This window comes from Halopenitus malekzadehii (assembly GCF_900108505.1).
Lineage (GTDB): Archaea > Halobacteriota > Halobacteria > Halobacteriales > Haloferacaceae > Halopenitus > Halopenitus malekzadehii.
Map to the genome: position 1 here is coordinate 79038 of NZ_FNWU01000002.1, position 21021 is coordinate 100058.

Genomic DNA, 21021 nt, shown 5'->3' on the forward strand with positions numbered 1-21021 from the left:
GTCAGCAAGGTTGCAGACATAATTTCCGCTATCTGTGACGGCGTATGTGTGAGATATCGCTTGATACAGCCACCAAGGATCGGTTCTACGGCGGTTGAATCGTCCCCATCGGTGTCGTCGTACCCGCGAGAATCGCCGGCGGCGACGACCGAATGCCTGCGGGTCCCGAACCCGGGTGTATGAACGGACCGACGACATCGACGCGGCGCGGGTTCCTCTCGGCCGCCGGCGGATCGGCGGCGGTCGGGCTCGCCGGCTGTCTGGGCGGATCGGGGGGCGGGCTCGACGAGGTGACCGTGGCACATATGCCGATCTATCCGGACTTGCAGTGGTACGTGATGGAGGGTGAAGGGTTCCTCGCGGACGTGGACGCCGAGATCGTGGGCCAGGAGTTCACCGACGGCCCGGCCATCATTCAGGCGCTCGGCGGCGGCGACATCGACGTCGCGATGTTCGGCATCGTGCCGTCGATCATCGCGATCGATCGCGGACTGCCGGTGAAGGTGACGGCCGCCAACATCCACGAGATGCTGGGGATCATGGCCGACGAGGAGTTCCAGTCACTGTGGGAGGAACACGGCGCCGAGGCCTTTGCCGTCTGGGAGGAACAAACCGGATCCCCCTTCGAGTTCGGGACGTTCCCGCAGGGATCGACGCCGGACGTCTTCCTGCGCCACTGGCTCTCGGACGGGCTCGGACTCGATCCCGACTCGGACGTGACGATCACCGAGATCAACGGCGCGAGCGCGGTCTGGCAGGCGATCGCCAACGGAGAGGTCGACGGCACCTCGATCATGGAGCCGGTACCGACGATCGCCAGCGAGGAGGGGGCCGACGTCTCGCTGTTCAAGACCGCCGCCGAGATCATGCCCGGACAGCCGGGCGCGGTCGTGACGATGAGCGACACGGTTCGTGAAAGCGACCTCGCGGGACAGTTCCTCTCCGCGCACGTGCGGGCGACGGAGTTCATCCAGGAGAACCCAGACGAGACCGCCGGCCACGTCGAGGAGGGGATCGGAATGCCCGAGGACCGCGCACGAACGGCGCTGGAGTCGCCGCTGTCGAACTTCATCACCGATCCCCGCGAGATCGAAAGCGGGACCGAGGTGTTCGCCCGCTTCGCCGAGGCGAACGGCCAGACCGACGAGCAACGGACGATCGACGAGATATTCGACTACAGCGTCTACGAGGGACTGTAAGGGGGACGGACGAGGAATGGGAACCGATACGACATCGACGGCGGCCGAGACGGAGGCCACCGGCGACCGAGTCACGCCGAAGGGTGCCGCCGAGACGCCGGAATCCACCGATCGAATGGCCGTCCTCGAGCGGCTCACGTCGCGGCGTGCGCGCTACGGGACCGGCGGGATCGCGGCGTTCGTCATCGGCTGGTTCCTCGTCTCGTTGACCCAGCCGTCCTACGTCCTCCCGACACCGGCGGCGGTCGCGACGACGTTCATCGAGGAGGCCAGTTCGGGCGGTCTCCTCGTCGCGATCGGACAGAGCGTGCTCCACTGGATACCGGGAACCATCGTCGGGACGGCCCTCGGCGTGGCGTGTGGGGTCGTCGCCGGCTGGAACCCGACGATCGACGAGGTTACCTCCCCCGTGGTTCGCCTGTTGCGTCCGGTGCCGCCGCTGGCGCTCATCGGGTTCGCGATCGCCTGGTTCGGGATCAACCACGCCGGGGCGGCGTTCATCATCGCGATCGGCGCGTTCTGGATCAACTTCTATGCGGCCTACGGCGGCGTCGAGGGCGTCTCCGAGGATCTGGTCGACGTCGGCCGGTCGCTTGGCGTCGACGGCGATCGTGAACTCCTGCAGCACGTCGTTATTCCGGCGGCTTCCCCCGAGATACTCACCGGAATTCGCACCGGGATCGGTCGCTGTTGGATGCTGGTCGTCGCGGCCGAGATCTTCGGCGTTCCGGGGATCGGCCGCCGGATCCTCAGGGCCTCGAACAATCTGCAGGTCGACGTCGTGATCGCCTACATCCTCGTGTTGAGCCTGCTGTTCCTGATCGTCGACACCGCCTTCAGGGCGACGCAGCGTCGCCTGCTCGTCTGGCGGGGTGAGACGCGATGACCGGGCCGGATCCCGGAGAGGGATCGGCGGCGTCAGCCGACGACGGGTCGGCGGCGTTCCCCGAGAAGTCGCTGACCGCGGACGCCGCGTCCGTCTCCGGCGATCCGCGTGTAGAGGCGCGCGGCCTGAGCAAGCGCTACGACACGCCGAACGGGACGGTGCGCGCGCTCGAGGACGTCTCCTTCGAGGTCGCCGACGGCGAGTTCGTCTGCGTCATCGGTCCCTCCGGGAGCGGTAAAACCACGCTGTTCCGGCTGATCGCCGGGCTCGAGGAGCCGAGCGAGGGAGCCGTCTATCTCGGGGGCGACCGGGTCACGGATCCGGGACCCGATATGGGCGTCGTCTTCCAGGAGTATCACCTGTTCCCGTGGCGGACCGTCGCCGGAAACGTCCGGTTCGGCCTCGAACACACCGACGCGAGCGACGCTGAACGACGGGACCGCGTGCAGCGGATGATCGACCTCGTCGGACTCACGGGGTTCGAGGACAGCTATCCGACCGAGCTGAGCGGCGGGATGAAACAGCGTGTGGCGATCGCCCGCGCACTCGCGGTCGATCCCGACCTCCTGTTGCTGGATGAGCCCTTTGGGGCAGTCGACGCACAGACGAAGGAGATGCTCCAGCGCGAGCTGCTCGATATCTGGAGTGAGACCGGCAAGACGGCGCTGTTCATCACCCACGACGTCGCGGAGGCGGTGACGCTCGCCGACCGCGTACTCGTGTTGGGATCCGATCCGGGACACCTCCAGGACGTGATCCGGATCGACCTGGACCGACCGCGCGATCGGGGCGACCCGGAATTCGGGGAGTACATCTCGCTGCTTCGCCATCGGATCGGCGCTGACGGGGATCGGTGACCGATCGCCGTTCACCCCGTTCGCGCACCGTTCATCCCGTTCACTCCGGACACCCCGTTCATCCGTTGAACCGGATCTCGAACCGAACGCCGTCGAGGACCGCCGCGTCGTCGATCGTGATCGTCCAGCCGTGTGCGTCGACGATCTGCTCGACGCTCGCCATCCCCATTCCCGTCCCGTTCTCGTCGGTCTTCGTCGTGAACCCGGGTTCGAAGACGTCGTCACGATCCTCGGGCGGAATGCCCGGGCCCGAGTCCTCGAGAAAGAATCCGCGGGGTTCGGGAGCGGCGCCCACAGATGCGCCGTCATCGCCGGATGTGTCGGCCGACGCGTCCCCACCGGACAGCGCGCCGATCCGAACCCGAACGTCCGACCCCCCGTGTTCGACCGAGTTCCCGATCAGGTTCTGGAGCAGCCGGAGGAGCGCGTTCTCGTCGCCCACGACCCGAATCGCCTCGTCGACCACCGCGACGCGGTCGCCATCGATGCCCTCGATCGTTTCGGAGACGGTTCCGACGAGCGGCGCGAGGTCGACGGTCCCGGTCTCGGAGACGATCTCCCGGGACCGGAGCACCGACACGAGGTCCTCCCGAAGGTCGTCGACCCGGTCGAGCGCACGGACCGCCGCCTCGATGTGATCCGCGTCGCCGTCCTCAAGCGCGAGTTCCAACCGCCCGCGAACCGTCGAGATCGGCGTCTGCAGGTCGTGGGAAACGACGCTCGCGAGTTCCTCGAACTGTTCGGTCTGTCGCTCGAGGCGGCGTTCACGGTGTTTTCGCTCGGTCACGTCGCGGAACATCCACAGCCGACCGTAGTGAGTCCCGTCCTCGCCGGTGACGGGCGTCGTGTATCGGTCGTAGACTCGGCCGTCGGCGAGGTCGATCTCGTCCCGGCTGGTCGTCGTCGGGTCATCATACAGCCGATCGACGAGATCGCGAAACGCCTCGGGGTCGGCGACCTGTCGGGCGACCTGGTCGAGCACGACCGTATCGTCGCCGTCCTCGAGGACGTCGAGCGGGACGTCCCAGAGCTCCGCGAACCGGTCGTTGTACGAGACGATGCGGCGGTTCTCGTCGACGACGATGAGCCCGTCGAGGATGGCGTCCTGCTGGGCGTGAAGCAGCGAGCGTTGGAACTCGAGTTCCGCCTGCTGCTCGCGGCGGTCCCGGTTGCGGAGCGCGCGGTGAACGATCTCGGCGACGTCGGTCGCGAACTGGACCTCGTCGTCGGTCCACTCGCGTGTCTCCTCGCGTTCCTCGTGACAGACGACGCCGACGACCTCGCCCTCCGACCGCAGGGTGGCATCAAGCAACGCGGACACGTCGTTCGGGTCGAGATAGTCGTTCGTCAACCCCGACGTTCGGTCGTCCGCGCGGGCGTCGGTGGCAGCGATCGCGCGGTTGTCCTCGATGGCTGACACGTACTCGGCGTACTCCTCGGCGAGGAGTTCCTGCCCGTTCCGATGCGTATCGGCCTCGCGGTCGTAGTGGTCGACACACCGCAGGGCCGTCCCGTGTTGATCAAACAGCCACACGTTAGCAACAGGGACCTCGAGCACGTCGGTTGCGGTCTCGGTAACCTGGCGGATCGCGCGGTCGAACGATCCCGAGATCACCGCCTCGTGGGTCACCAGGTCCAGCAGCGCCTCCCGTTGTCGCTGTTGGCGTTGCCGGCGCCGTCGCTGCTCAGAGATGTCCTGTACCACACAGACGTGGCCGCCAGTGTCGAGTTGTGCGAGCGAGAGCCGCTCGGGGATCGTCGTTCCGTCGGCGTGACGGCCGTAACTCTGCCCGGTCCAGCGGCCCTCCTCGGCAAGCCGGGGAAGGATCTCCTCGTTGAACCGCTTCGTCTCCTCCTCGGGGTACAACATCTCCCAGTGCTCGCCGAGGAGGTCCGCCGGTTCGTAACCGTAGAGGTTCGCGTACGCCTCGTTCAGGTAGATGTAGTGGCCGTCCTCGTCGATGAGTCCGATCGCCTGTGTGGCGGTTTCGAGGGCCTGGTAGACGCGGTTCCGTTCGGCCTCGTAGCGGTACTGCTCGACGGCGTTGCCGATCCGGTTGGCGAGGAGTTCGTACTGTTCGGTGCCGCCCCGCTTCTGGAGGTAGTCGGTCGCGCCGGCGGCGATCGCCTCGCTTGCGACCTCCTCGGATCCCTTGCCCGTAAAGAGGATGAACGGGAGCGCCGGATACTCCTCCCGGACGGTCTCCAGGAACGCGATGCCGTTCATCCCGGGCATATCGTAGTCGCTAACGATACAGTCGATCCGGTCCGCCTCCGCGTCGAGTCGATCGCGGCCGGCGTCGACGCTGGTCTCGGAAACGACCGTTATCCGGTCGTTTACACGTTCCAGGAACGTGGCGACCAGCTCCCCGAACTCCGGCTGATCGTCGACGTGAAGCACCCGGATCCCGTCGGACATACCTGTTTCATCGTTCGCAGTGCGTAAAAATCGATCGGGGAACGGTCCGATCGGAACGTCGAGTAACGCGTCTCCGGATCAGCGCGTGTCGATGCCCAACACCGCGTAGAGTCCACACGTACTCAGGTAGCCCGTCGCAAGCAGGACGATCGCCGCGATCCCCAACACGAGCGCGACCACCGACGGTGCGGCGAGGGCGTTCGTGAGGATCGCCACCGAAACGATCCCGGCGACGGCACCGAGTCCGATCCGGATCGCCCGATCGATCTCACCGACGTTTGTGTCCATAGTCAGGGATACGACCCCGTTCGACTTTACTATTGTGCTGTTTCCACCAGATCACACACGTTGATTTCGGAGCACGAGCGCTGATTTCGGAGCACAGGAACGCACGTGTTCGGGGGTACATCCACCCGATCGAAATCGGGATGTGGCTGCCGACCGCACGACGAGATATGCCAACGAGATTCACTCCCGGACCCACGACGGTTCCGGAGGCGGTGCGGGACGCGATGGCCGCCGAACAGCCGAATCCCGACATCGAGGCCGCGTTCGCCGACCGGTACGCCGACGTGTGTGAAAAGCTCGCGACCGTCTACGGAACCGATCACGACGTCGTCGTGCCGGGCGGCGAGGGGATCCTGGGGCTCGAGGCGGCGATCGCGTCGCTCATGGCTCCCGGCGATCGCGTGCTGTGCGTCTCGAACGGGCTCTACGGCGACGGGTTCGCCGACTTCGTCGAGTCGTACGGCGGCGAAGCGATCGTCGTCTCCGCCCCCTATGACGAGGGATACGACCTGGCGGCAGTCGAGGAGGCGCTCGAGGCGGCCGCGGCGGAGGGAGATCCCATCGAGGTAGCTACGCTGGTCCACTGTGAGACGCCGACGGGGACGCTCAACGACATTGGGCCGGTCCTCGATCGCCTCGAGAACCATGACGTGGTCAGCGTCGTCGACGCCGTCTCCGCGCTCGGCGGCACGCCGGTCCCGACCGATCGGATCGACGTCTGTCTCGGAGCCTCCCAGAAGTGTTTCAGCGCACCACCCGGGCTCACGACGGCCGCGATCAGCGATCGCGCCTGGGACCGGATGGAGGAGCGTGACCCGGCGTCGTTGTACACGAACTTCCTGCCGTGGCGCGACGTCGACGAGGGGTTCCCGTACACCCACCTGAGCGCGAACGTCGCCGCGCTCGACGTCGCGCTCGACCTGATCCTCGATGAGGGACTCGACGACGTCTTCCAGCGCCACGAACGAGCCGCCGAACGCTGTCGAACGCGCGGACGCGAACGCGGCCTCGATCTCTATCCAGACCCCGAACGGGCCTCGCCGACCGTGACCGCGTTCCACCTGCCGGGCGAGGCGACGGCAGTCCGGGACCGTGTCGAGGCGGAACACGACATCGTGCTCGCCACCGGGCTCGGCGATCTGGCCGACGACATTCTGCGGATCGGCCATATGGGGTACAACGCGGACGTCGAGGCGGTCGATCGCGTAATGGACGCCGTGGGCGCCGTCGTGGAGTAGTCAGCGGTCGTCGAGGAACCGACGCGTCCGGGCGGCAACGACCGCACGGAATGCATCCAGATCGACCGGCCGTGGGTGCGCATACAACCGGTGGTGCTGCCGGCGGGCGACGTCCTCGAGGACGCGGTCGTAGAGGGCGTCGAAGGTGACCTCCCGATCCGTCTCCGCGAGCCGGGTCGCGATCGTCTCGAACCGCCGGTGGGTCACGAACCGGTCAACCGCGGCATCGGCGTCGAGACGGTCCGATACGGGACCACCGGGGGCGGAGTCGGAAACGGAATCGGGAGCGGACCCGGAGTCCGACCCCGTACGGAATTCGGGATGCTGAATCATACCGCGGTGGCCGGCTTTATCCAGTATCACGACCCCTTCCGCCGGTCCGTCGTAGTAGGCCGACCCGGGGATGGCGTACGAGTCGGGATCGAAATCGCGAGCTCGAACCTCACGATCGACGGCGTGGACGGCGTCGAGCCCGAGCTTCTCGAGGATCGTCTCGACCGAGTCGGGCGGAAGGAACCCGTCCGCCGCGGCGGACCACACGTCGAACCCGAGAAACGACGGCGTCCGGTCCCAGTCGTAGTCGATCGTGTGCCGGTGTGTCGCCTCACCGAAGAAGACCACGTCCTCGACGTCCGACGCCGCGTTTCGAAGCGCCTCCCGGTCGAGTCGCTCACGGACGTGCCGCACCGCGTGACGGTACGGCTCGGGGATCTCGGCGGGGTCCATATAGACCCGGTCCCGGTCACCGAACCGAATGACGCCGGTATCCCGGAGCTGAAACCGGAGGTGTGCGCCGTCGACCTTCTCGAGGATCCACAGGTGACCGTCCTGCAGGAGGGCGTCCGGCGCGTTCTCGACTCGCGGGAGGGATGGATAGGTGTGCATCGAGTGGATGAGACCGTGATCCGGACGGTGGTCGATGGTCGTCGACGGGAACGGACGGTGGTCGATGGTCGTCGCTGAGTGTCGGCGGGGATCCCCTGGGTCCGACCGTCTCAGATCCAGCCGTCCTCGACGAGGAGCTCCCCGTTGAGGATGGACGCGCCCGCGGCGCCGCGGATGGTGTTGTGCGCGAGACAGTTGTACTTCACGCCGTCGGTCGTCGTCTGAACCCCGCCGGCGACGATCCCCATCCCGTTCGCGTAGGTCCGATCGAGGCGGGGCTGTGGACGCTCGGGCTCCGAATCATCGAAGACCTTGATCAGCTGGTCCGGGGAGCTGTGGAGGTCAGCAGAGGGCTGATCGTGCATCGCCTCGCGAACCGCCTCGGCCGAAGGGTCCTCCGAGAGCTCGGCAAAGACGTTCTCGAGGTGGCCATCGAGCGTCGGGATCCGGTTACAGGAGGCGGAAACGTCGGCGCCGTGCAGCGAGAGTTCGGCGCCGTCGAAGGAGCCGAGCAGCTTCCGGGACTCGGTCTCCATCTTCTCCTCCTCGCCGCCGATGTGGGGGATCGCGTTGTCGATGATCTCCATCGAGGTGACGCCGGAGTAGCCGGCGCCGGAGACGGCCTGCAGCGTCGCGATGTGTGCACGTTCGAGTCCGAAGCGGTCGAGGGCCGCGAGGGTCGGGACCATCGTGATCGTCGAGCAGTTTGGGTTCTTCACGAGCGCGCCGTCCCAGCCGCGCTCGTCGCGCTGGACGTCGATCAGTCCGAGGTGGTCCGGGTTGATCTCGGGGATCGTCAGGGGGACGTCCTCGGCCATTCGGTCGTTCGAGGAGTTCGAAGAGACGACGTAGCCGGCCTCGAGGAACGGCGGCTCGACCGCCGCGGCGACGTCGGAGGGCAGCGACGAGAAGAGCAGGTCGACATCGTCGGGCACCGCTGACGGGTCGGTTTCGACGACCTCCATCTCGGCGACGTCGTCGGGGATTGGTGTGTCAACACGCCACTTGGCGGCTTCGCGGTACGTCTTCCCGGCGCTGGCCTCGCTCGCGGTGACCGCGGCGAGTTCGAAGGTCGGGTGGTCGTCGAGCAGTTGGATGAATCGCTGTCCGACGGCGCCGGTGGCGCCGAGAATGCCGACTCGTACAGTCATTGCTGGGTGTGGGTCGTTCCCGCATAAGTGCGTTCGGATTCGTGGTGACGGTTCGGATCGACGGGTGCCGTTCGAAGCCGAGACGATGGATCATCGGGATATTCGATCTGTGGCCGGGTTCATCCCTCGTTGGTCAGCCGGAGTCGTCCATCCGTTGGTCGGAGCGCTGCAGTCCGCTGGGGCACTGCCGTCTGCTGGATCGATGCAGCCAATTGGGTGGTACAGCCTGTCGGGGTGGTACAGCCTGTCGGGTGATGGATGGCTGTGTCGGACAGATGGTGGTTCGACCGTGGCCGAATCGCCGATCTGGATAGGTTTTTAAGTACTTCCCGGTCGAATCGATCGGAATATGGTTGAATTCGGTGCCGCATCACTGATCCCACCCGTACTCGCGATCGCCTTGGCGATCGTGACTCGCAAGGCGGTACTGTCGCTGTTCTTGGGCATCTGGTCCGGGGGCGTGATTCAGGCCGGGGGACCGACCCTCCTCGGGGACCCCGTCGGGTGGGTCTCCGGGGTCGTCGCGGCCGGGTTCGGCTTCTTCCCGGCGTTCGACTGGATCATCGCGGCGATCGCCGGGGAGTTCCACGCGACGATCATCGTCTTCACGCTGCTTTTGGGATCGGGCGTGGCGATGGTCTGGAACCTCGGGGGGTCGTACGCGATCCGGGACTGGGCCCTCAAACGGCTCACGACCCAGCGAAAGGCCGGCGTCTCGATCGCCGTCCTCGGCGTGATCCTCTTTTTCGACGACTACGCCAACACCGCGATCGTCGGGAGTTCGATGAAAGACGTGTCGGATCGGTTGCGGATCTCCCGGGAGAAACTCTCCTATCTCGTCGACTCGACGGCGGCGCCGGTCGCGACGCTGGGGATCTCCTCGTGGGTCGCCTTTCAGCTATCGCTCATCAGTGACGGCTACGAGGCCGCGGGCGTGAGCGACCATCCCCCGGTGTTCGAGGTGTTCGTGAACTCGATCCCGTTCAACATGTACGCGATCCTCGCGATCGTGATGGTGTTCGTCATCGTCCTCTCGGGACGGGACTACGGCGAGATGCTCACCGCCGAACACCGGTCGTGGTCCACCGGGAAGGTCAACCGCGAGGAGGCGCGGCCGATGCAGGACGTCGCCGCCGAACTGGGCGATCCGTCCGCGGCGAACCCGCGACTCATCAACTTCTTCGGTCCCGTCGCGGTGCTCATCGTCGTCACGCTCATCGGCGCGTTGTGGACCGGCGGGTTCACGCTCGGCGGGTTCCTTGCGGACCCGACCGGGGCCCTCTGGGACGGCGTCACCAATGCCGCCTACGACAAGGCGCTGTTGTACGGATCCTTCGCGATGGTCGTCACCGGGTTCGTCCTCGGGAAGGTGTACGGGATCTTCGGGCTCGGCGAGGCCACGGACACGACGATCGACGGGTTCGGCATCATGTTGACCGCGGTCTCCATCCTCTCGCTCGCGTGGGGGATCGGCGAGGTGGTGAGCGCGCTCGGCACCGGCGAGTACGTCGCCGGCGTCGCCGAGGGCGTGGTGAACCCGGCCATCCTGCCCGCGCTCGTGCTGGTCATCGCGGCGTTCATGGCCTTCTCGACGGGGACCTCCTGGGGAACGATGGGCATTCTCACGCCGATCGTCATTCCCGTCGCGTGGTCGATCACCGGCGGCGGCGCCGCGGGCCACACCCTCGTCGCCGTGATGGTCGGAACGATCTTCTCCGGATCGATCTTCGGCGACCACACCTCGCCGATCTCCGATACGACCGTTCTCTCCGCGACGTTCACCGGTGCCGACCTCATCGACCACGTCCGGACGCAGCTGTACTACGCCGGAACCGTCGGGATCGTGGCGATCGTCCTCCTGCTCGTGTGGGGATACGTCGGCATCTCGCCGCTCGTGCTGCTCCCGATCGGCGCGGTCGTCCTCGTGGGTCTCGTCTACGGGCTCTCAGAGTTCGATGCACGTCGTCGCGGCATCTCGCCGATCGCCGCGAACACGCCACGCGAGGACGTTGAGGAAATGGATGCAGACGCGGACGCCGGAGCGGAGTGAACGGTCGGCGGAGACCAAACCGTTGGAGCGCTCGGGATATGGGGGGTCGGACGGCTTAAGGGCGTGTGGTCGTTATGAGGCGTACGCGCCTTCAGTCCCCGCCGGAGTATTCCCGACTGGGAGCGATGACCGAGCGGCGAACCCGGGCGCGGTACATCCCCGTCCGAGCGCGTTCGATCGCGTTCGGACCGTCCGCCGGAACGTCTCCGGCCGCCCGGCACGAGGGTTTCCCGGTCGACACGGCACGCCGCCGGAGATGAGACCGGTCGTTAGTGTTCCGGGCGAACATCCTTTCGATTGTATCGGTTCCAGGCTGAACTGATGTGCAGTAGTCCACCGAGAATCGCTCATTCGGAGAGGGAAAACGATAGGATGGTCGGATGTGAACCCCCGATAATGACCGACTCACTTTGGTATCCGTCGGTCGAAGACGTACTCGACATCCACGAAGATATTGTCTCAGAGTACTCAGACACCAACTCAGGCGTCCAGAGTCGCGGAGATATTGAATTCGCACTGGAGTACGTCAGCGAGGGGAGCTTCGGGTCAGTTCCGGAGACAATTCACGAGAAGGCGTTTCATCTGCTTCGGCTCCTCGTCGCCAACCACCCGTTCGTGGACGGTAACAAGCGCACCGCACTCAACACGACAACGGTGTTCTATCTACTCAACGGTCGCCAGTTCGAATACGACAACGAAATCAGAGGAATACTGGCGAAGTTCGGCACCGACGAGAAGGCTGTCGATGAGGACGACGTACTCGAATATCTCCGAGCGCACACGTCCGAAGTCGATTTGAACGAAGTGGTCAAGCGATGGCGAGGCGACCTCGTTGAGTATGGACTTGAGCAGCTGTCCGATGAATCATCGGACCCGAACGATTAACCGGATTCGTGGTCAAGAGCGAGATATGGCGACGGAAGAGAAGACAGGCGAACGAACACCACTCGACGACGTGATGGATGACATTCGTCGAAAACTCGTGTTGCGCGTCGCCAAGGCTGATCGGGACGAACATCGTGATATTTACGATGCCCTCGAAAACGAATAGCGTTCGTACGTCCGTCCCTTCTTGATTTGCAGAAACGTGAGTTTCACTTCCACCGAGCCTACTAGTAGTTTTTCGCCCGGTAGTGTTCCGGGCGTACATCTCGAACTACTGTAGATACGTCTCCAGCGCGGTAACGACATCCCTTACGAACTCGTCAGTGACACGTCCCTGCCACGCAACCAGGTCTTCGATACGGGGTGAATGAACCGCCCACGGAGAAATAAACGACTGTTGCGGTACGCCACCAACCGTCCATACATCCGGTCCCAATTCGATTGAGTCCTCATATTCCTTCGTCGAGATGGCGACCGCGACGAATTGTTCGTCACTGAACGGATGCAAATCGTTGTTGACGATTAGCCACGGTCGTTGGTTATCGTCGCCCAGTTTGAATGGGTCCACGCTTCGAACCACGTCACCTTGCTCCGGCTGCATTTATTTGTCTCGCTCGCTGGGATGGGGTTCGTCGGGGGCAACGGCGTCCCACTCGTCCGGATTGATCCCCTCGTCTTCCCCATCCAGCCGTTCCGTGATGGCGTGAAGATCATAGGCGTCCCTCACCCGATCTAGATCCTCTGCTATCGCCCAGTACTCTCCTTTGTGTCTGATGAGGTTACGCTGCTTCAGTCGAGAGAGTGCAGTTCCGACTGTGTTCGGATCTTCGTTGATTCCGGTCGCAATCTCGGAACGAGTGAATGCGTTGTCTCTGTTCGTGTACAAATAGGTGAGCACCTGCTCGGGAACGCTCGGGCCGTTGGGCAGCGCACCAATTTCGAACTCTTCGATACGTACTGGCATACACTGTACTTAGTGTACTGACGTAAAGAATGTACTGCTGTACTGGATCTGTCGTCGTGGCCGAATTCGACCGTAAAGAGTCGCGTTTCACTTCCACCGAGCCTACTAGTAGAAACTCGCCCGGTAGTGTTCCGGGCGTACATTTCACATATTCTATGAAAGTAGTCTCTATAGCCAGTTCCGACTCACGTATTCGAGCGCCACCTCGGACTGGTCTATGTACTCTGAGAGTTCGTGTACGATGTCTCCTACCTCTTGGGCCGAAAGTGTCTGGTCCTTCTGGAAGAGAACGCCAGCAGTATCTCCAATATCCAGCTGGGTAAAGAAGTCGTCATCTTGGGTGAGAATGAGGCGGTTTGTCTCGCGTCCGTACGCAGCGATCAACCCATCGCCAGCACCAAGGCCGAGTTCTTCGACATCTCCGATCCATTCGACATCGTGACCGAGTTTCCGCAGGTAGTTGATCGTCGCCTGCTCGACGTTTTCGTCAGCGAGGATACGATACCCCATTAGTCACGTACATCGTCAGGATCGGTCGTCAAGTGGTCGTGTTTCTCGATTGCGGATTGCTGCTGGCGTTCGATCGTACGCATCTCTTCGGGATGGTCGTGATAGTACGTGAGCGCCCGATAGACATCGGCCACGTCTAAATCGTGGCGATCAGCGACCGTCCTCGGATCAAGCCCCCGTTCTTCGACCTGTTCTTTGATGAACTGAACAGTAATCCGGCGGCCTTCGAGATGTGGCTCGTCGTGGAGTTCCCGCACGATACGTCTCGTTACTTGGCTCATATCGCACGCTACGCCGCCATCGTACTTGAACGTCTGGACTGGATTTCTGCCCCGATTTCACGTTCACTGAGCCTACTAGTAGAAACTCGCCCGGTAGTGTTCCGGGCGTACATCGACCTTTTGCGGGGCTCGCTCCGCTCGCTATGTGACCGCGAACACGGGCCAGATTGTGGCCAGGGCGCACAGGTGTGCCCACGCAGCGGATTATGTGGATTCGTCGGCGAGCCACCGCTGTAGCTCGGCTTCTTTCTCGTCGTAGACGCTCTCCGGGTGCCGGTCTTTTCCCTGACGTACGATGGCTTTGGTTTCCTTGAACAGCTGTTCGCAAAGCGATTCCAACTTCTCAGAATCGGGTCGGGAATTGTCGTTCATTATCGGAAAGTTACTCCGTTCGGATCGGGACAGTTTCTGATAGAGCCCCCGGCTGAGCGGCTCGTAGAGATTGGCGACCCGCTTCCAGTCTGCCGTTTCTTCCAATGACCGCTGTCGGAATTCTTCGTCGCTACAGACCTTCTCGGCGAAGTCCCATATGTACGCCTCAGTTTGCTCGTCGAAGTAGAACCACCGGTTTATCAGCCAGTCGTCGGTATCGACTGGCTTGACGATCAGCAAATGATCGCTACCAACCGGTCCACCCGTGTCAAACACTAACGTCGCCTTACACCCGCTTATCGTTCGCTCATCTATCGTTTCACGCACAGAGGTGTTCCCCGCGCTATCACCCAAATACGTCCGGAATAACGGTTGCTCACGCCGACTCGATCAACGAAAGGCTACCCTTTCGTCGATACACTACCAGTATGTTTTTTTGCGAGAGTGGCAGCAATGTGTGAGGGTATCATAGAATACCTCACAGAATATTGTTTTCACTATTTTCTATCCGAATCACCAGGTACAACCAACCTGCTTAGCGACCGGACGATTCAACCAGATATCAATGAAACAATCACCGTGAGAATGTTTCTATGATAGACTCTCTGAATTGAAACTATTATTACACTCCCCAGATTCTATAGTTATGTGTATTGGCGACAGACGTTATTGAGTTCCCTGTTTGCAGTTGTTGTCGGCTATCTCGTCTCTACTCAACAGGGAAATCTCTTCGTCGGGATCGGTAGTGGGGTTGCAGTCTATATCGCTCTCAGAGTGATGATTGCAACCTTCTTCAGGACACGGTATTGGCTCTCGCGGGGGGGCCACAAGAGCCAATCCCGGAGTTGTCCAAACTGTGGGCAGTATATCCGACGGCAGTCTGGTAATTGGATACTTCGCTGTAAACGGTGTGGATGGACAGCTGGCTTTCCTATTCTCAGATGGTTCTACCACAGCGTTCCGGTAGTACAATTCCGACGTAGTCTCGGTGGGAAACGCCTCCTTCTCCTTGTTCTTGGACTTGTTTTGATGGTAAGCGCCCCCACAATGGGTACCTTCAATTTTGACACCGATCTTGGTGGACCAACTGATACTGATGGGGACGGGTCGACGGATGAAGTCGATCTTGGTGGACCAACTGATACTGATGGGGACGGATTGACGGATGAAGTCGAATCTACGGGGAATGTTGACGGGTATCCCCTGCCGGAGGCTGACCAAGACCACAAAGACCTCTATATCCGGGTGTACGTCGGTAATGGGATCGAACCTTTGACAGATCAAGAGAAGGCTGATCTCCGAGAAATTTGGGCGGATATGCCAGTGTCGAACCAAAACGATGCAGAGGGAATTGACCTACATATTACTCAGGTACAACTCTCACAGACAATCACGGCTAAGCTCAGTAACGAGTCGTTGCGAGATCAAGAAGAGCAAATCTACAAACAGCGGGTTCCAGAGACTGCACAATGTTCTGTTTATGCTGTGGTATTGGTAGACGCCACTGGTGACCCAGTGATTAGTGGCCGGGGCGCTTCCCCAGGATACGTCTCAATTGTGGACGGACACGCGACTCAACGGTACAATACCGAATATACCGTCCGGACAACGATAATCACACATGAGCTACTACACAACGTCGTTGGCAGATTCGAGGACGGGTCATATCATACATCGGAAGGGTGGCTGACCAGGACTCCAGGAGAACACGGAACACAATTCTATATGAGTGATAAGACAGCTTCACACCTTTCCGAAAACGGATTTTCCGAATCGGAATACTTTGAGAATGAAGTTTGTGGTTGAATGATCATTCCCGACACAGTACTAATCAATCCGCTAATATTCTAAATACACCGTCACACCGAGTGCTACCCAGCCCAGACCAAATGGGACGAAGAGTGTGTTTGTACTGACGACGATCCGTCCGAGTGCGATTGGAAGGTCAAAAACGAGGTTGCTCACGATCACACCCAGTGGGAGAATTGGTGCAAGAAGGAGCAGCCACGCCGTCGCAGCGGGACAGTTCTCAATCCGGCGAAGTGCAAAACCGATGCAGCCTGCTCCGACGACAGTGAACACCAATCCAGAGACGGTGGCCATCGAAAGGACGAGCTCTGCGGGATCCGCTCCAGATGCGGGAACCGATCGGAACCCACTCGCAACGAACAGCACACCACGTCGAATCAGTAATCCAGTGATGAGAAGCATCCCCACCGCAGTCATCCCGACGGCGGCGCGACCGAACCGGCTGAACTGCTCTTTGAACGTCGTGTAGACGCCGACTAGACTCACGAGCAACAGGACCCATCCAGCGAGTGACCTCACGTCAAAGACGCTCGTGGCGTACGGTCGCGTTCCCAGAACGGCAGTCCGTATCCACGGGATTCCGAGTACACCAATTGTGCCGATTACGCCAGTGATCCCACTCCACGGAAGCCATCGATGAACCCGGTCAGCAGTCTGTTGTTGCGGGAGTAGCAGCAACGTGTCGGTATGTCCGAGGGAGAAACCCGGCGGATCGAACACGAACTGATGCGCGAGCCCACACCCGTGGCCGCCGAATCGGCGTCCGTCAGGTGTACGCCCTTGTCGAAGGACGCGGTGAATAACGAAGCAGATGTCCTTCCGTACGCCCGAGACCACGAATTGATCGTCGTGACGAGCGACCTGAAAGACTTCGATGGGTTACTTCCGATTCTATCGTCTATGTTCGTAGAACTATCAGACTAAAAACACCGTGAAAATTGTATCCGACCACGCCTTTATTGGAGTGTATCTCTTTTTCGCGGACACACGTGAACGACCGCCCAATCGTCGCTGATTCGTTGTTCGTCTCGGAGTTCGATGTTGCGGGATCGGGTGCCCGGAAGTGCCGTGCAGGCGTCGAGACACGGTAATGGGGAAACAACTGGAACGTGACCTCGGTCTCCCGGCGGTGACGGCCATCAGTATCGGCGCGATGGTCGGGAGCGGCATCTTCATTCTGCCGGGATTGGCGATGGAGATGGCCGGACCAGCGGTCGTGTTCGCATATGCTCTCGCCGGCGTGTTGGTGTTGCCGGCGGCGCTGAGCAAGTCCGAGATGGCGACGGCGATGCCCGAAGCCGGCGGGACCTACCTCTACATCGAACGGGCGATGGGTCCCCTGTTCGGGACGATCGCCGGCGTCGGAACGTGGTTCTCGCTGACGTTCAAAGGGGCGCTCGCGCTCGTCGGCGGCGCGCCGTATCTGGTGTTGTTGTTCGACCTGCCGGTGACCCCCGTCGCGCTGGCGGTGGCGGCCCTGCTGATCGTCTTGAACGTCGTCGGCGCGAAACAGACCGGTCGGATGCAGGTCGCCATCGTCGCGGTGATGCTGGCCGTGATGGTCTGGTTCATCGTCGTCGGCGCGCCAAGCGTTGATGGTGCACGCTTCGAGGGATTCTTCGGAAGCGGGTTCGAGGGAATCATCAGCGCGACCGGGTTCGTGTTCGTCTCGTACGCCGGCGTCACCAAGATCGCCAGCGTCGCCGAGGAGGTGGAGAACCCGGATCGGAACCTCCCGTTGGGGATTCTCGGATCGCTGGTCATCACTGCGGGCATCTACGTCGCCATCGTGACCGTGATGGTCGGCGTGGCGGATGCGGCCGCGCTCACGAACACGGAGACGCCGATGCAGGTGGCAGCAAGCAACGCGCTGCCGGCGATCGGCGTTGCGGCCGTCGTCGTCGCGGCGCTGCTCGCGTTGATCAGTACCGCCAACGCGGGTATTCTCTCCTCGTCTCGATACCCGTTCGCGATGAGTCGCGACGGACTTGCTCCGGACCTGTTTGCGGACGTCAGCGACCGGTTCGAGACGCCGATCAACGCGATCACGATCACCGGCGGGGTGTTGCTCGTTCTCATCGCGTTCGTGCCCATCGACGACATCGCCAAGCTCGCCAGCGCGTTTAAGATCCTGGTGTTCGTCCTGATCAACGTCGCGCTGATCGCCTTCCGACAGGGGTCGATCGAGGCGTACGATCCCAGCTTCGAGTCGCCGCTGTATCCCGTTCCCCAGCTCGTCGGCATCGTGGGGGGAATCGTGCTCCTGCGGTACATCGGATTCGTTCCGCTGGTCGGAGCCATCGTCATCACCGTCGGATCCGTGGCGTGGTACTACCTCTTCGTCGTCCGCCGCGGGGGCGTCGCCCGCGAGGGCGCGATGACGGACGCCCTTCGTCGGAGCGTCGGCCGGGACGTCGTCGAGAAGACGGCCTCGGAGGTCGAGACCGACGGCGACGAGGTTCTCGTGGCCGTGACTGAGCGGACGCCGCCGGCGGTCGAACGATCCCTGATCGATCTGGCGGTGGACGTGGCACGAACCCGAGAGGGCGGCGTCCGCGTCGCCCGGTTCGATACGGTCCCCGATCAGACGCCGCTTCCGCAGTCGGCCTCGACGCTCACGGAGGCCGACCAGGCGTTCGAGGCCAGAATGGCCGACCGGGCAACCGATTCGAGGATCCCGATCCGGTACGGCGAGGTTGTCAGCCACGACACGCGGCACGCCATCGTCAACTACGCCGATCACATCGGTGCCGATACGCTGCTCATCGAACGCTCGGCCGGCGTGGAAACGCTGTTGGGAAGCGATGCGCAGTGGATCGAGGACCACGCACCCTGTGACGTCGTCGAGGTCTCGAACCTCGATCACGGCTCGATCACACACGTCGGGGTCGTCACCGACGGGGGCCCGTTCGATCCCGCGAAGGTCGCGATCGCGGACGCGCTTGCTACGGCGGTCGGCGCGACCGTCGCGTTCTACCTCCCCATCGGCGACGAACATCCCGTGAGTCGGCGAAATACCACCGACGACTACCTCTCCGAACTCGTCGCGCTCTGTGCGGCACCGGTCGAAACCCATATCGTCGAATCGGGCGTCGACGAGGCGGTCGAACGGGCGGCGACCGACTCCGACGTCCTGGTCGTCAGCGGGATCCAGCGCGATCTCACTGACCGGCTCCTCGGCCACGGGCAGGATCCGGTCACGGCCGGAACGGAACACGGGACGCTGGTCGTCTACGGGGCGAGCCAACCGGGTTGGATCCGCCGAGCGATCGAGCGGCGGCTGTTCTAGCCGCAATTCTCGACGGCGTGTCCGTCGGCGGCGCGTCTGTCGGAACCGAGAGTGATCCGTGGACCTTCATACCTTCCCGTCGAACGGGTGGAGTATGGTGTTGCGTACGCGACGAACGGCGTTTTATCTCGGGTTGGTGGTGGCGACGACCGTCCTGTTTACCCTCGTGTACAACACCGGGATGGCGGTCTGGGAGGGGCGTCCCCAGCCCCTGTATCGATCGCTCGAAGTGGTCGTGCAGAGCTTCACGACGACCGGATACGGGGAGGACGCGGGCTGGCAGTCGCCGCAGATGAACGCGGTCGTTATCACGATGCAGCTGGCCGGAATCGGGCTGATCCTGACGGGCGTCGACGTCTTCGCGGTGCCGTGGCTGCGGGAGGCTGTGACGCCGAGTCCGCCCGAGTCGATCGACGTCGGGCCCGGCCACGTGGTGATCTGTGCGTATACGCCGCGAACGGAGGCGTTCATCACTGAACTCAAGGCTCGCGAGCGCGCGTACGCACTCGTCGAACCCGACGCGGAGACGGCACGCGAACTTCACGACGAGGGCTACCGAGTGGTTCACGGCGATCCGGAATCGACGGCGGCGCTCGAGAACGTGCGGGTCGGGACCGCACGGACGGTCGTCGCGGATTCGACTGACGACGCGAACGCCAGCATCGTGCTCGCGGCCCGCGACGCGAACCCGGACGTCCGCGCGATAACGCTCGTGACCGATACCGATCTGGCTCGGTATCACCGCGCTGCCGGCGCGGACGAGGTGCTCTCACCGCGACAGCTTCTGGGCCGAAGCCTGATCGGCGAGATTCCGACCGCGGTCGCGACCGACGTCGACGACGGCGTGACGCTTGGTGAGGATTTCCAACTCGTGGAGATGGCCATCGCCGAGGACAGCACCGTCTCTGGGCGACGGTTCGATGAGATACACGTTCGCGAGCGGTTCGGCGTGAACGTGATCGGGGTGTGGACCAACGGGGACTTTCAGACGCCGGTCGACCCGAGCGCTCGGCTCGATGCGGGAACGCGGGTGCTCGTCGTCGGCGATCCGGAACGGATCGAGACGTTTCGCGAGGCGACCGAGGCGACGGTTCGAACCTTCCCCTCCCAGCGAATCGTCCTCGCCGGGTACGGCGATTCGGGGCGGGCGGCCTACGAGGCACTCGCGCGAACGCGGTCCCGCGTGACGGTTCTCGATGTCGTCGCGGCCGGAAGAAGCGGCCGGATCGCGAGCACGGGAGACGGTGGAGGACCGTCCTCCCGGGATGAGGGGGACGAGTCCGTTGGTGGGTTGGATCCCGAGATGGACATGCTCGATTCACGACCGGACGTGTCGTCACCCTGGGGGAATGATGGACCGACCGGGGAAGCCGACGCACCGGGATCGGGGGTGGATGAGGCGGCCGACGTGGTGGACGTCGTTGGGGACGCACGGGACCCGGCGGTCCTCGATGCGGCCGGGATCACGGAGGCGTCGGTGTTGGTCCTCACGATCGGCAACGATACGACGACGATTTTCACGACGCTGATCGCTCGAGAGCTGAATCCCGATCTCGACATCGTGGCCCGAGCCAACGACGACGCGAACGTGGAGAAGCTGTATCGGGCGGGTGCCGATTACGTCCAGTCCTTGACGACCATCAGCGGTCGGATGTTGGTCTCCACGGTGTTCGAGAACGAGGAGGTTCTCGCCTACGACAAGCGGATCAACGTGGTGCGGCTCCCCGCCGGCTCGCTCGCGGGATCGACGATCGCGGGCGCGGACGTCCGGGGACAAACCGGCTGTACGATCGTCGCCGTCGAGCGTGGTGGATCGACGATACACGGGTTCGATCCCCACACGTTCGAGGTTGGAGACGATGACGAGTTGGTCATCGTCGGGACCGACGACGACGTGAAGCGGTTCGAGCGCGAGTTCGGAAAGTGAGTCGGGATTGG

At 62.8% G+C, this 21021-nt stretch carries 21 protein-coding genes; 11 read left to right on the forward strand and 10 right to left on the reverse strand.

The genetic code is table 11. From position 1 onward, the window contains the following. Positions 1 to 179 precede the first annotated feature (179 nt). From BLW38_RS05775 to BLW38_RS05785, 3 genes are all read left to right on the forward strand, one after another. The gene (locus BLW38_RS05775; RefSeq protein WP_092815852.1) at positions 180 to 1199 is read left to right on the forward strand and encodes an ABC transporter substrate-binding protein; all 1020 of its coding nucleotides are present in this window, start codon (positions 180 to 182) and stop codon (positions 1197 to 1199) included. Between the two features lie 115 nt (positions 1200 to 1314). After that, on the forward strand, positions 1315 to 2085 hold the full coding sequence (locus tag BLW38_RS05780; protein WP_092816431.1) for an ABC transporter permease: 771 nt from the start codon (positions 1315 to 1317) through the stop codon (positions 2083 to 2085). Further along, positions 2082 to 2942 carry an ABC transporter ATP-binding protein gene (locus BLW38_RS05785; RefSeq protein WP_092815855.1) on the forward strand — a complete coding sequence of 287 codons (861 nt, stop codon included), beginning with the start codon at positions 2082 to 2084 and terminating at the stop codon, positions 2940 to 2942. Before BLW38_RS05780 ends, BLW38_RS05785 begins: the two co-directional genes overlap by 4 nt. 58 nt (positions 2943 to 3000) lie before the next feature. Here BLW38_RS05785 and BLW38_RS05790 read toward each other — a convergent pair whose 3' ends face one another. Continuing rightward, positions 3001 to 5361 (reverse strand): PAS domain S-box protein, encoded by a 2361-nt coding sequence (locus BLW38_RS05790; RefSeq protein ID WP_092815858.1) that lies wholly within the window; start codon positions 5359 to 5361, stop codon positions 3001 to 3003. A 78-nt stretch (positions 5362 to 5439) separates the two neighbouring features. Beyond that, positions 5440 to 5649, reverse strand: coding sequence for a YgaP family membrane protein (locus BLW38_RS05795; RefSeq protein WP_092815861.1), 210 nt, complete (start codon positions 5647 to 5649; stop codon positions 5440 to 5442). Positions 5650 to 5816: 167 nt separating this feature from the next. Between BLW38_RS05795 and BLW38_RS05800 the strand changes: the two genes are divergently transcribed. Further along, positions 5817 to 6887 (forward strand): pyridoxal-phosphate-dependent aminotransferase family protein, encoded by a 1071-nt coding sequence (locus BLW38_RS05800; RefSeq protein ID WP_092816433.1) that lies wholly within the window; start codon positions 5817 to 5819, stop codon positions 6885 to 6887. Here the strand turns inward: BLW38_RS05800 and BLW38_RS05805 are convergent, their stop codons facing one another. Together BLW38_RS05805 and asd are read right to left on the reverse strand one after the other, a co-directional pair. Further along, on the reverse strand, positions 6888 to 7772 hold the full coding sequence (locus BLW38_RS05805; RefSeq protein WP_092815864.1) for an RNA ligase family protein: 885 nt from the start codon (positions 7770 to 7772) through the stop codon (positions 6888 to 6890). Positions 7773 to 7882: 110 nt separating this feature from the next. After that, positions 7883 to 8923 carry an aspartate-semialdehyde dehydrogenase gene (asd, locus tag BLW38_RS05810; RefSeq protein ID WP_092815867.1) on the reverse strand — a complete coding sequence of 347 codons (1041 nt, stop codon included), beginning with the start codon at positions 8921 to 8923 and terminating at the stop codon, positions 7883 to 7885. Positions 8924 to 9272: 349 nt separating this feature from the next. Between asd and BLW38_RS05815 the strand changes: the two genes are divergently transcribed. From BLW38_RS05815 to BLW38_RS16180, 3 genes are all read left to right on the forward strand, one after another. Beyond that, positions 9273 to 10973 carry a Na+/H+ antiporter NhaC family protein gene (locus tag BLW38_RS05815; protein WP_092815870.1) on the forward strand — a complete coding sequence of 567 codons (1701 nt, stop codon included), beginning with the start codon at positions 9273 to 9275 and terminating at the stop codon, positions 10971 to 10973. A 396-nt stretch (positions 10974 to 11369) separates the two neighbouring features. Beyond that, on the forward strand, positions 11370 to 11858 hold the full coding sequence (locus tag BLW38_RS05825; RefSeq protein ID WP_092815876.1) for a type II toxin-antitoxin system death-on-curing family toxin: 489 nt from the start codon (positions 11370 to 11372) through the stop codon (positions 11856 to 11858). 25 nt (positions 11859 to 11883) lie between these two features. Then, on the forward strand, positions 11884 to 12024 hold the full coding sequence (locus BLW38_RS16180; RefSeq protein ID WP_177167445.1) for a hypothetical protein: 141 nt from the start codon (positions 11884 to 11886) through the stop codon (positions 12022 to 12024). 105 nt (positions 12025 to 12129) lie between these two features. On the opposite strand, the gene BLW38_RS05830 is transcribed toward BLW38_RS16180, so the two are convergent. The 5 genes from BLW38_RS05830 to BLW38_RS05850 all read right to left on the reverse strand — a co-directional run bounded on the left by BLW38_RS05830 (position 12130) and on the right by BLW38_RS05850 (position 14312). Further along, positions 12130 to 12459, reverse strand: a complete 330-nt coding sequence (locus BLW38_RS05830; RefSeq protein ID WP_092815879.1) for a hypothetical protein — start codon at positions 12457 to 12459, stop codon at positions 12130 to 12132. Then, on the reverse strand, positions 12460 to 12822 hold the full coding sequence (locus BLW38_RS05835; protein ID WP_092815883.1) for a hypothetical protein: 363 nt from the start codon (positions 12820 to 12822) through the stop codon (positions 12460 to 12462). It abuts the gene before it with no gap. Between the two features lie 168 nt (positions 12823 to 12990). Then, on the reverse strand, positions 12991 to 13332 hold the full coding sequence (locus tag BLW38_RS05840) for a DUF5615 family PIN-like protein (RefSeq protein WP_092815886.1): 342 nt from the start codon (positions 13330 to 13332) through the stop codon (positions 12991 to 12993). After that, on the reverse strand, positions 13332 to 13613 hold the full coding sequence (locus BLW38_RS05845) for a DUF433 domain-containing protein (protein ID WP_092815889.1): 282 nt from the start codon (positions 13611 to 13613) through the stop codon (positions 13332 to 13334). Before BLW38_RS05845 ends, BLW38_RS05840 begins: the two co-directional genes overlap by 1 nt. 204 nt (positions 13614 to 13817) lie before the next feature. Further along, complete coding sequence (locus BLW38_RS05850; RefSeq protein ID WP_092815892.1) at positions 13818 to 14312, reverse strand: hypothetical protein; 495 nt, start codon at positions 14310 to 14312, stop codon at positions 13818 to 13820. Between the two features lie 702 nt (positions 14313 to 15014). On the opposite strand from BLW38_RS05850, the gene BLW38_RS15730 reads away from it, so the two are divergent. After that, positions 15015 to 15791, forward strand: a complete 777-nt coding sequence (locus tag BLW38_RS15730) for a hypothetical protein (protein ID WP_143040814.1) — start codon at positions 15015 to 15017, stop codon at positions 15789 to 15791. Positions 15792 to 15824: 33 nt separating this feature from the next. Here the strand turns inward: BLW38_RS15730 and BLW38_RS05855 are convergent, their stop codons facing one another. Beyond that, on the reverse strand, positions 15825 to 16472 hold the full coding sequence (locus tag BLW38_RS05855; protein WP_143040815.1) for a hypothetical protein: 648 nt from the start codon (positions 16470 to 16472) through the stop codon (positions 15825 to 15827). Positions 16473 to 16481: 9 nt separating this feature from the next. Here BLW38_RS05855 and BLW38_RS05860 point away from each other — a divergent pair, with 9 nt between their 5' ends. The 3 genes from BLW38_RS05860 (at position 16482) to BLW38_RS05870 (ending at position 21010) form a co-directional block, all read left to right on the forward strand. Beyond that, positions 16482 to 16718, forward strand: a complete 237-nt coding sequence (locus BLW38_RS05860; protein ID WP_143040816.1) for a hypothetical protein — start codon at positions 16482 to 16484, stop codon at positions 16716 to 16718. Positions 16719 to 16884: 166 nt separating this feature from the next. Further along, positions 16885 to 19083: an amino acid transporter gene (locus BLW38_RS05865; protein ID WP_092815902.1), complete on the forward strand. Its 2199-nt coding sequence runs from the start codon at positions 16885 to 16887 to the stop codon at positions 19081 to 19083. 94 nt (positions 19084 to 19177) lie between these two features. Beyond that, the gene (locus tag BLW38_RS05870; protein ID WP_092815905.1) at positions 19178 to 21010 is read left to right on the forward strand and encodes a potassium channel family protein; all 1833 of its coding nucleotides are present in this window, start codon (positions 19178 to 19180) and stop codon (positions 21008 to 21010) included. Positions 21011 to 21021 lie beyond the last annotated feature (11 nt).

Bases quoted from the DNA above. Each gene is read 5' to 3' on its own strand.
- BLW38_RS05805 (WP_092815864.1), bottom strand. From the start codon at position 7,772: ATGCACACCTATCCATCCCTCCCGCGAGTCGAGAACGCGCCGGACGCC.
- BLW38_RS05860 (WP_143040816.1), top strand. From the start codon at position 16,482: ATGTCCGAGGGAGAAACCCGGCGGATCGAACACGAACTGATGCGCGAG.
- BLW38_RS05775 (WP_092815852.1), top strand. From the start codon at position 180: ATGAACGGACCGACGACATCGACGCGGCGCGGGTTCCTCTCGGCCGCC.
- BLW38_RS05800 (WP_092816433.1), top strand. From the start codon at position 5,817: ATGCCAACGAGATTCACTCCCGGACCCACGACGGTTCCGGAGGCGGTG.
- BLW38_RS05830 (WP_092815879.1), bottom strand. From the start codon at position 12,459: ATGCAGCCGGAGCAAGGTGACGTGGTTCGAAGCGTGGACCCATTCAAA.
- BLW38_RS05785 (WP_092815855.1), top strand. From the start codon at position 2,082: ATGACCGGGCCGGATCCCGGAGAGGGATCGGCGGCGTCAGCCGACGAC.
- BLW38_RS15730 (WP_143040814.1), top strand. From the start codon at position 15,015: ATGGTAAGCGCCCCCACAATGGGTACCTTCAATTTTGACACCGATCTT.
- BLW38_RS16180 (WP_177167445.1), top strand. From the start codon at position 11,884: ATGGCGACGGAAGAGAAGACAGGCGAACGAACACCACTCGACGACGTG.
- BLW38_RS05840 (WP_092815886.1), bottom strand. From the start codon at position 13,332: ATGGGGTATCGTATCCTCGCTGACGAAAACGTCGAGCAGGCGACGATC.
- BLW38_RS05825 (WP_092815876.1), top strand. From the start codon at position 11,370: ATGACCGACTCACTTTGGTATCCGTCGGTCGAAGACGTACTCGACATC.
- BLW38_RS05790 (WP_092815858.1), bottom strand. From the start codon at position 5,361: ATGTCCGACGGGATCCGGGTGCTTCACGTCGACGATCAGCCGGAGTTC.
- BLW38_RS05780 (WP_092816431.1), top strand. From the start codon at position 1,315: ATGGCCGTCCTCGAGCGGCTCACGTCGCGGCGTGCGCGCTACGGGACC.
- BLW38_RS05845 (WP_092815889.1), bottom strand. From the start codon at position 13,613: ATGAGCCAAGTAACGAGACGTATCGTGCGGGAACTCCACGACGAGCCA.
- BLW38_RS05865 (WP_092815902.1), top strand. From the start codon at position 16,885: ATGGGGAAACAACTGGAACGTGACCTCGGTCTCCCGGCGGTGACGGCC.
- BLW38_RS05815 (WP_092815870.1), top strand. From the start codon at position 9,273: ATGGTTGAATTCGGTGCCGCATCACTGATCCCACCCGTACTCGCGATC.
- BLW38_RS05835 (WP_092815883.1), bottom strand. From the start codon at position 12,822: ATGCCAGTACGTATCGAAGAGTTCGAAATTGGTGCGCTGCCCAACGGC.
- BLW38_RS05795 (WP_092815861.1), bottom strand. From the start codon at position 5,649: ATGGACACAAACGTCGGTGAGATCGATCGGGCGATCCGGATCGGACTC.
- BLW38_RS05870 (WP_092815905.1), top strand. From the start codon at position 19,178: ATGGTGTTGCGTACGCGACGAACGGCGTTTTATCTCGGGTTGGTGGTG.
- asd (WP_092815867.1), bottom strand. From the start codon at position 8,923: ATGACTGTACGAGTCGGCATTCTCGGCGCCACCGGCGCCGTCGGACAG.